This is a genomic window from Pseudomonas sp. FA-1 (assembly GCF_056856075.1).
Map to the genome: position 1 here is coordinate 1 of NZ_JBWXTH010000063.1, position 253 is coordinate 253.

The 253-nt window shown below is 66.8% G+C and carries 1 pseudogene; it reads left to right on the forward strand.

The features are described 5' to 3' along the window. Positions 1-157: pseudogene (locus AC1MHZ_RS23480) on the forward strand (imelysin family protein); the annotation flags it as partial. Positions 158-253 lie beyond the last annotated feature (96 nt).

Here is a 253-nt window from a genome sequence, read left to right on the forward strand (position 1 = left end):
CCAGAGGACCCTGGGCGAGCTGCTCGCCGACGACGCTGGCACGCAGGCCTGGGACAAAATCTACGACCGCCTCACCGTCGTCCACCGCCTGCACGACGGCGAGCTGGCCACGGCGTTGAACATCCAGCTGGGCTTCAAGGCCAACGACGGTGACTGATCATGTTGCGACGCCAGGCCCTCAAACTCGGTAGCGTGTTGCTCAGCGCCCCGACCCTGGGTGGCTGGAGCCTGCTGCGCAGCAAGGGCAGCGAAC